Source organism: Frankia sp. CgKIO3, from assembly GCF_977946435.1.
Window position 1 is genome coordinate 1 of the sequence record NZ_CDWTMO010000187.1, and the last position, 7,233, is coordinate 7,233.

The 7,233-nt window shown below is 68.1% G+C and carries 8 protein-coding genes and 1 pseudogene; 3 read left to right on the top strand and 6 right to left on the bottom strand.

Features of this window, described 5'->3' with window-relative positions; all coding sequences use genetic code 11:
• The coding region (locus AC08OJ_RS17155) for a hypothetical protein (protein WP_476596257.1) at window positions 1-329 on the top strand (329 nt) is incomplete at its 5' end.
• 229 nt (window positions 330-558) lie between these two features.
• The gene (locus AC08OJ_RS17160; protein ID WP_476596258.1) at window positions 559-1,425 is read left to right on the top strand and encodes a hypothetical protein; all 867 of its coding nucleotides are present in this window, start codon (window positions 559-561) and stop codon (window positions 1,423-1,425) included.
• Window positions 1,426-1,725: 300 nt separating this feature from the next.
• On the opposite strand, the gene AC08OJ_RS17165 is transcribed toward AC08OJ_RS17160, so the two are convergent.
• Entirely contained in the window at window positions 1,726-2,415 is a 690-nt protein-coding gene (locus AC08OJ_RS17165) for a response regulator (protein ID WP_476594180.1), read from the bottom strand.
• 326 nt (window positions 2,416-2,741) lie between these two features.
• Between AC08OJ_RS17165 and AC08OJ_RS17170 the strand changes: the two genes are divergently transcribed.
• Window positions 2,742-2,921: a helix-turn-helix domain-containing protein gene (locus AC08OJ_RS17170; RefSeq protein ID WP_476594185.1), complete on the top strand. Its 180-nt coding sequence runs from the start codon at window positions 2,742-2,744 to the stop codon at window positions 2,919-2,921.
• Window positions 2,922-2,982: 61 nt separating this feature from the next.
• Here AC08OJ_RS17170 and AC08OJ_RS17175 read toward each other — a convergent pair whose 3' ends face one another.
• From AC08OJ_RS17175 to AC08OJ_RS17195, 5 genes and pseudogenes are all read right to left on the bottom strand, one after another.
• Window positions 2,983-3,393 carry a PIN domain-containing protein gene (locus AC08OJ_RS17175; RefSeq protein WP_476596259.1) on the bottom strand — a complete coding sequence of 137 codons (411 nt, stop codon included), beginning with the start codon at window positions 3,391-3,393 and terminating at the stop codon, window positions 2,983-2,985.
• Window positions 3,390-3,608: an antitoxin gene (locus AC08OJ_RS17180; protein ID WP_476596260.1), complete on the bottom strand. Its 219-nt coding sequence runs from the start codon at window positions 3,606-3,608 to the stop codon at window positions 3,390-3,392. The genes AC08OJ_RS17175 and AC08OJ_RS17180 overlap by 4 nt, the downstream gene beginning before the upstream one ends.
• 444 nt (window positions 3,609-4,052) lie before the next feature.
• Window positions 4,053-5,339, bottom strand: a complete 1,287-nt coding sequence (locus tag AC08OJ_RS17185) for an aminotransferase class V-fold PLP-dependent enzyme (RefSeq protein WP_476596261.1) — start codon at window positions 5,337-5,339, stop codon at window positions 4,053-4,055.
• Window positions 5,340-6,048: 709 nt separating this feature from the next.
• Window positions 6,049-6,216 (bottom strand): annotated as a pseudogene (locus AC08OJ_RS17190) (hypothetical protein); the annotation flags it as partial.
• Window positions 6,216-6,959, bottom strand: a complete 744-nt coding sequence (locus tag AC08OJ_RS17195) for an IS3 family transposase (protein WP_476594183.1) — start codon at window positions 6,957-6,959, stop codon at window positions 6,216-6,218. The pseudogene AC08OJ_RS17190 and the gene AC08OJ_RS17195, both read right to left, overlap by 1 nt.
• Window positions 6,960-7,233: the final 274 nt, after the last annotated feature.

Below are 7,233 nucleotides of genomic sequence, written 5' to 3' on the forward strand. Positions count from 1 at the left end.
CCGGCAGCGGCACCGCCTCCCCCGAGTCGCACGGGGAATCCGGTCAGCTCGGCCGGAACCGCGCGTTCGACGCCCGGCCGTACGAGTGCCTCCCCACCGCCGGTCTCCCTACCGCCGGCCTCCGCGCAGCTGCCGGCACCGGCGCCGACCCGGGCTCGACCACCGGCACCGGCGCCGACCCGGGCTCGACCGCCAACGCCAACGCCAGCGTCGGCACCGACGCCAGCACCGGCACCGTCCCGACCCGCGTGGTTCGAGCGCGACGTCTCGAGGACCTCCGCCGGGTCCGCCGGTTCCGGCGCCAGGGTGCCATCCGTTCCCGGCGTTGAGGAGGGTCCTCGGTCGCGAGGAGTGCCGGCGCCCGTTCCCGTCCGGGATTATCGAGAACCTGGCAGGGATCCCCTGGAGGCCGCGGCCGGGCGTCGGCCGCCCGCCCGTACCGACGGGGATGACCACGTACTCGATCATGATCGTGGTGGTCCACGGGCGTCGCGTTCTGCCGACCCGCCGACCATGCAGGTGCGCCGACAGCTCAGACCTGATCCCGAGCCGGATCCGGTGCCCTCCGGCACGAGGGACGAGGCGTGGCCCCTACCGGTCTCCGGCGCGCGGCAGGGCGGCGAGCCGGTGACCGATGCCTATTCCTATCCCAACTCCTATCCTGGTTCCTATCCCGACTCCTATCCTGGCCCGGCCTTCGACCGCCGGCTGCAGGCATACCCCGGGCGGAACCGGGGCGCGGGTGACGACCATGACCTGGAGGATCAGGAACGGCGTGCTGACCCGGGGCCGCGGCCGGTTGTCCCGCGTCCGCAGGCCTTGCCCGAGACGCATCGTCCGTCGACGCCGTCCGAACAACCGACGCCGGCCGCGTCTCGCGACCACCTCGCCGGTTCGGCCCCGGCGAACGGCGGTTTTGCGGCCCGGCGTGCCGATGAGGCCGTGGAAAGTCCCGATTTCCCACCGATCACCGCGCCCCGGCCGGTCGCCCCGTCCCGGCCGGTCGCCGCGCTGATGGTGGTGCTGGCGGCCGTCGGAGCCGGCATCGGCTCCGTCCTGCCGTGGAGCGAGATGTCCAGCGGCGACGAGACACGTACGTTCAGCGGTCTCGTGGTCGGAGACGGGCGCACCATCGGTGTCCTGGCGGTCATGCTCGGTGCCATCGGGGTGGGACGGTTGGTGCGTCGGCCGCTTGCCGGTGCGATCGACGTCGCCCTCGCCCGAATCATCGCGGTCCTGATCGTGATTATCACCGCTCTGGACCGCATCTACGGGCCGCCGACCCTCGCCTCGTTCCGCGCGATTTCCGCGGATGCGATCTCGATCCGTCCACAGGCGGGGATCACGGTGTGCCTCGGCGCCGGCCTCCTCGCCCTGATCGGGGCGGTGCTGCTCCAGCTGAGGACGAAGCCCCTTCGAGGGTGACCCGTCCGCATCGATCCGGTCCCGGTGGTCGTGCTCCCACGTCCTTCCGCTGACCCCTTGCTGGGGGATAACGGATTCGGTGGATGTGGGTCATGACCGAATCGTCATTGTCCGCGAGGATGTTCCTGGTCAAGGAAACACGGGGGAGTCAAGGGGACGCAGGGAGGACAGGCCGCCGGGCCAGGGGATGTCCGCCGAGGTGTTCCGTTCCTTGATCGGGCGCGCGCTCTCCCGCTGTGCGGGGGGTGGCGTGAGGGCGCGCGCCGGGTCCACGTCCTCGTGATCACTCTGGTGGCGGGGTCAGGCCGTTCCCTCGGCACCGGGATTGAGATGGCCGTCTTCCACTGCGAGTTTGTAGAGGTCGACCTTGGTGCTCGCGTCCCGCCCGGCCTTGCGGTACTTCGATCGGACCCGATCGATGTACTGCTTCGCCGTTTCCGGAGAGACGTTCATCTTGTGGGCAACCGTCTTCATGGGCATTCCGGTCGCATAGAGACGCAGTGCTTCTACTTCTTTGGGCGACAGGCCCGGTTTGTCCGGGGCGTCATCGGTGAGCAGCAGGAATGCCAGCTGCGGCGAGATCCACCCCGTTCCCGCGGCGGTGGCGCGGATCGCGGTGGCCAGATCCTCGATGTCGTCGGTCTTCGGGACGAAGCCCGACGCGCCGGCGCGCATCGCGTCGCGAACCGTCGCGGGAGCCGCCGCGGCGCTGAAAACCACGACCGCGCGGTCCACCGCGAGCAGCCGCTGGATGTTATGGGGCGGCGCGGTGCCATCGCCGAGATCGAGATCGAGCAGGATCACCTGGGCGCCGTGCCCCGGGCCGGCCAGCAGGGCTTCGATGGAGTGAGCGGTGCCGATCAGCCTGAAGTCCTCGACGTCGTGAAGGAGGTCCGCGAGGCCGCGAAGCACGATCGGGTGATCGTCCACTGCCGCCACGGTGATGGCGCCAGGTACTGCGGGTACTGCAGTTCCGTTCGCTACGCTCATGCTGGTCCAGTCGTTCTCCCGGACTTGCCGGCCACGAGGCGACAGACCTCGTCAGGCCGTACGGGCGTTGGTGCCCGCTGGCGGAGCGCGGGGCCCCACCGATCGCTGGGTGCGTCGGGGACACCGCACCCAGCGACGCCAACCATTTCAGCAGATCCCCACCGGGTGGCTGGTGGAGCATAGGGAGGGCCCAGCGTGGCGAGTGTCACGAGGGGACACGTCCATCAGAAGACGATCATAGATCATCGGCCGTCCACGTCCGAGCGCTGCTCGGACGTGCTAGCGGCTCGTGGCGAGTTCGTCGGCGTCGGCGCGGGCAATGGGCGCTGCGCCAGCGGCGCGCCTGGAGCCAGGCTGAGCTGGCCGGCGCGGCGGGCATGACGCAGTCGGCGGTGGCACGGTTCGAGGCCGGCGGCACCGTACCGACACTCCCGGCGCTGGAACGGCTCGCCGAGGCACTCGACGCCGACCTCGACGTCCGCGTCATCCCTCGCTCCGCAGCGTAGGAGACGTTCTGGCACGCCTGTCCGACATGAGCCGGTGAAATTCAGCGGGCGCCGACGACGGCTAGCTCGTCCAGTCCTCCCAGCTCACGCCGGTGACCCGGCTGAACTCCGAGGTGTTCGCCGTAACGACTGTCAGCCCGCGCCGCAGTGCCTGCCCGGCGATCAACAGATCGTAGGCGCCAATCGGCGTCCCGGCCTTCTCCAGGGCGGCGCGCACCTCGCCGGCAGTACGGGAGTCCTCGTCATCGAAGTCAAGCAGGTCCAGGTCACCGGAGAGCAGTATCCGCAGGCGCTCGGTGTTCTCCGGCACCTGAGCGCTCTTCGCCACGCCATACCACAGCTCGAACAAGACGACCGACGAGAGCGCGAGATAATCCTCGGACGCTTCGGCCTCCCGGTACCGTTCCCGCACGCCGGCGGGCTTGTTCCGCAGCAGCGCGACCACAGTGTTGGTGTCCAGGAGGTAGCTCATCCGAAGAAGTCCTCCCCGGCGGGCGTCGGCGGCTGGTTCCTGCCGTCCTCGAACAGCGGCACGTCCGCGAAACGGTCCAGCTCGGTGAACCAGGCATCGACATCGGACGCGATCGGCTCCAGCAGCACGCCGTCTCCCATACGCCGGACGCGCACCCGGTCACCGGGCAGCCGGAACTCCTTCGGGAGCCGCACTGCCTGGCTCCTGCCGTGCATGAAGAGCCTCGCGATCGCCGTGTCCGCCACAACGCTTCCCGCCTATGATAGCTATCGATAGTATATACCAGGTGTCCGCTGCCGACTCGGTCAGATGGCGGTAGCGCGGGCACGCTGTGGCATGAGGCGGCGGTGCTAGCGGCACGTACGAGGGCGACGATAGCCGAAGATACGCTGGCTGGTCGGGCGTCAGATTGGACCGCCTCGTCGAGCCGCAGCCCATCCCCGCCCTTCGCGACCGCGACCCCACTGGCTACGAACGGCTGCGCCAGGAACCAGCATTTATCGCATTCCGGTTCCGCAACATCAGCCCAGGATGAGCCGACAGGACCGGGACAGATCTACGATCTGAAACATGATAACCCTCGGTCACCGATCGACCGAAAGACAGGGCTGGCCGCCTGGATGAGCTGGTCGGCCTGCGGGCAGGTGGCCGCCGAGACGTCAACGATCGTAGGCGATGCGCTCGAGCCCCATGGCCAGCCTTTCGAACTCCGCCGGATCGGTATAGACGTGCGCGCTCGCGCGGAGGACCGGCCCGGTGAGATCCCGGGAGCGCTCCACGGGGATGGCACTGGCGAGCACCCGGTCTTCTCGGTAGAGCCGGTCCCGGACGGCCACCGGATCGGTGCCGGGGGGCGGTTGCATGGTGATGATGCCGCATGGCGAATCTGGGTCCTCGCGCACCCGCCAGCCGCCGGCCCCGTCGAGAAGGTGCCTTCCCTGACCGGCCAGCCGTGCGATGCGGGCGAAGACACGTGACGGGCCGGAATCCATCAGTTCCGTGACGGCCTGCCCCAGGCCGATGCGGGACACGGTCGCCGCCTCGCCTATCCCGAGCCGGGCCAGTCCGGGGAGAGGAACCGGACGGTCGTTGCGGTCGAAGCGTGCGCTGTGCAGGCTCGGCACGGCGATATCAAGAAGATCGACGCTGCCTTTCCGGACGGCGAGAAATCCTGCTCCTCGTGGCCCGCAGAGCCATTTTCTCGACGTTCCGATATAGGCGCTGGCCGCGGTCTGGCTCACCTCGACCTGGCCGAGGGACTGCGCCACGTCGAGTACCAGGGGGACGCCTTCGGCCGCGCAGCGCGCACCGATCGCGGCTGCCGGCTGAACGATGCCCCGTTGGCTTGGCACCTGCGGAAACACCACGAGGTCGAGGTCGGCGAGACCGATGCGCCCGGGTGCATCGGCGCAGGCCACTCCGGCCCGGTCGAGGGTCTCGACGTCGATGACCCCGGTCTCGTCGACGGGAAGATCGACTAGCGAGACCGCGGTGCGCAGCGCCCGGGCGGCGAGTACGAGCATGTTGGACCCGTACTCGCTCGGTACCACGCCGATCCTCGCCCCGGCGGGGAGCCGCCAGGCCATCAGCAGGGTGGCGAAAGCCGCGCTCGCCGAGTGGTGGAAGCTCAGGTCATCAGCGTCGAGTCCCGGGCCCATCAGGCTGACGAGCCTGGCCCGCGTGGCGTGGAGCCCGCTGCCTGCCTCCACCTCGGCGGCGTACGCGCCGAGTTCGCTCTCGCTCTCCAGGTACGCGGTCTCGGCCGCGATCGTGGCCCGACTGGGGCGGGCCGCGCCGGCCGAGTCGAGATGAACCACCGACGACGGTGACCGGGCCGCACGCCAGCGGTGGAAGAGCCGGAGCTGCTCGGGATCGTCGTTCGGCCCGGGATCGTCGCTGTCGGTGAGTCGGCGCTGGCTGGGCTGATGGATCGACGGTGTGTCCACGGGAACAGGGTGACACCTCGACGACACTTGCGGCACCGTGCCGGCGGTGCGCCGACGGTGTGGACGTCGTGGCTGCGACGGTGTTTCCGTCGGTCGTGGGTGCGAGCCCCACCCGCCCCACCATGTTTGGCATTGTACGAACCGCTCCTTTCGGGGGCGTTGTGGCTGGTAGGGCGGCTGCGGCGGCCTCGGTCGGCTCGGGTCTGGGGACTTTGAAGACCGGCTGGAGCCGCCCGGGGCCGAGAATCTTGACTTCGTGGATGAGGGCTTCGACGAGGGCCTTGCGCTGAAGGTCGGTGCCGACCTCGATGATCGTATCGATGTGGTTTGCGATCTTCTGGAGGGTGGCGCGTGGGGGCATGACGGGTTCGTCGTCGATCTGGGCGCTGAGTTCGGTGTGGCGGCGGCGGAGCTGCTTCTGCTTGGTGCGCAGCGTGGCGAGTCGGGTGGCGAGGGTTTCTTCGTCGAGGGTGCCGCGCTCGAAGGCGGACAGGTAGCGGTCGATGGCCTGGTCGGTCTGGGTGAGGTCGGTCTGGACGGTGGCGAGTTCGCCGGTGCGGTGGCGTTGGCGGGCGTGGTGGACGGCGTCGGCGATGAGCTGCTGGTGGTCGCGGTAGAAGGCGGCGAGTGCGGTGAGGATGGTGTGGTCGAGGGCGTCGCAGCGGTCGCGGCTGTAGCGCAGGCGAGTGAAGCAGGTGTAGTAGCGGTAGGTGCGGTTGCGTCCCCCGACATTGGAGCCGAGCATCGCCTTGGCGCATTGCGGGCAGCGCATCCGGCCGGTGAGGTAGTAGTCGGAGTCGCTGGCGGCCCGGTGGGTGTGTCCGTCGCTGCGGATGGTGAGGATCTGGAGCGTTCCCGATTTAGTAGACAGTTTCATTATGCGGCTTGTGGGTGCTCCCTGTCAAACTCGGCCTCGTACTCGACGGGCGTCATGTAATTGATCGTGGAATGTATCCTTCTGCGGTTGTAGTACGTCTCGACGTAGTCGAAGATGCCGGCGCGGAGCTGTTTCAGGCCGGCGAAGGCGTGGAGGTGGACGAACTCCTTCTTCAGCGTCGCCCAGAACGATTCCGCGGCGGCGTTGTCAAAACATATACCGGTCCGCCCGACCGAATTCCTGATCTTGTTCTTCTTGCAGAACTCGACGAAGTCGTAGCTGGTGTACTGGCTGCCGCGGCCGGCATGGAAGATCACTTCCTTGGGCGGTCGCCGATGGAAGATTGCCATGCGTAACGCGTCGAGGACCAGGCCGGCGCGCATGTGGTTGTCGACGGCCCAGCCGACGACTTTCCGCGAGAATGCGTCGATCACCGAGGCGACATAGCACCAGCCTTCTCCGGTGCGCACATATGTTATGTCGCCGTACCACAATTCATTTGGCCTCTTCGCGGTGAAGTCCCGGCCGACGAGGTCGGGCAGCGACGAGGGCTCGGCGGCCTGGACGGTCGTGAGGTGCCTGCGGGGCCGCGGGTGCACGCTGACCAGGCCCAGCTGGGCCATTAGCCGCTGGACCCGCTTGTAGGCGACCCGGACGCCCTGGCGGCGGAGGTCGGCGAAGATCTGCCGCACGCCGTACCGGCCGTGGTGCGCGTCGAAAATCGCCCGGATCTTCGTGGGCAAGGTGATGTCGTCCTGCTCGCGTTTCGACGGTCCGCGGTTCTTTCAGGCGTAGTACTAAGGAGAACGAAAGTATCTGGACAAAGTGCGACTCGGCATGATTTAATCATTGCATGCGGAAGCTCGACGGTCGGAAAATTGACCACGGAACACTGGAAACAATCAGGATTCGCGTGGCGCGCCAGATTATTGACGACGGCGCCAACGCCGACGAGTTAGCAAAGGCACTGGGCTTCAGCCGGGCGGCGGTGTTCTCGTGGGCGCAGCAGTACTGCGA

Coding starts and splice junctions, on each gene's coding strand:
- AC08OJ_RS17165 (WP_476594180.1), bottom strand. CDS start 2,415: ATGAGCGTAGCGAACGGAACTGCAGTACCCGCAGTACCTGGCGCCATC.
- AC08OJ_RS17175 (WP_476596259.1), bottom strand. CDS start 3,393: ATGAGCTACCTCCTGGACACCAACACTGTGGTCGCGCTGCTGCGGAAC.
- AC08OJ_RS17180 (WP_476596260.1), bottom strand. CDS start 3,608: ATGCACGGCAGGAGCCAGGCAGTGCGGCTCCCGAAGGAGTTCCGGCTG.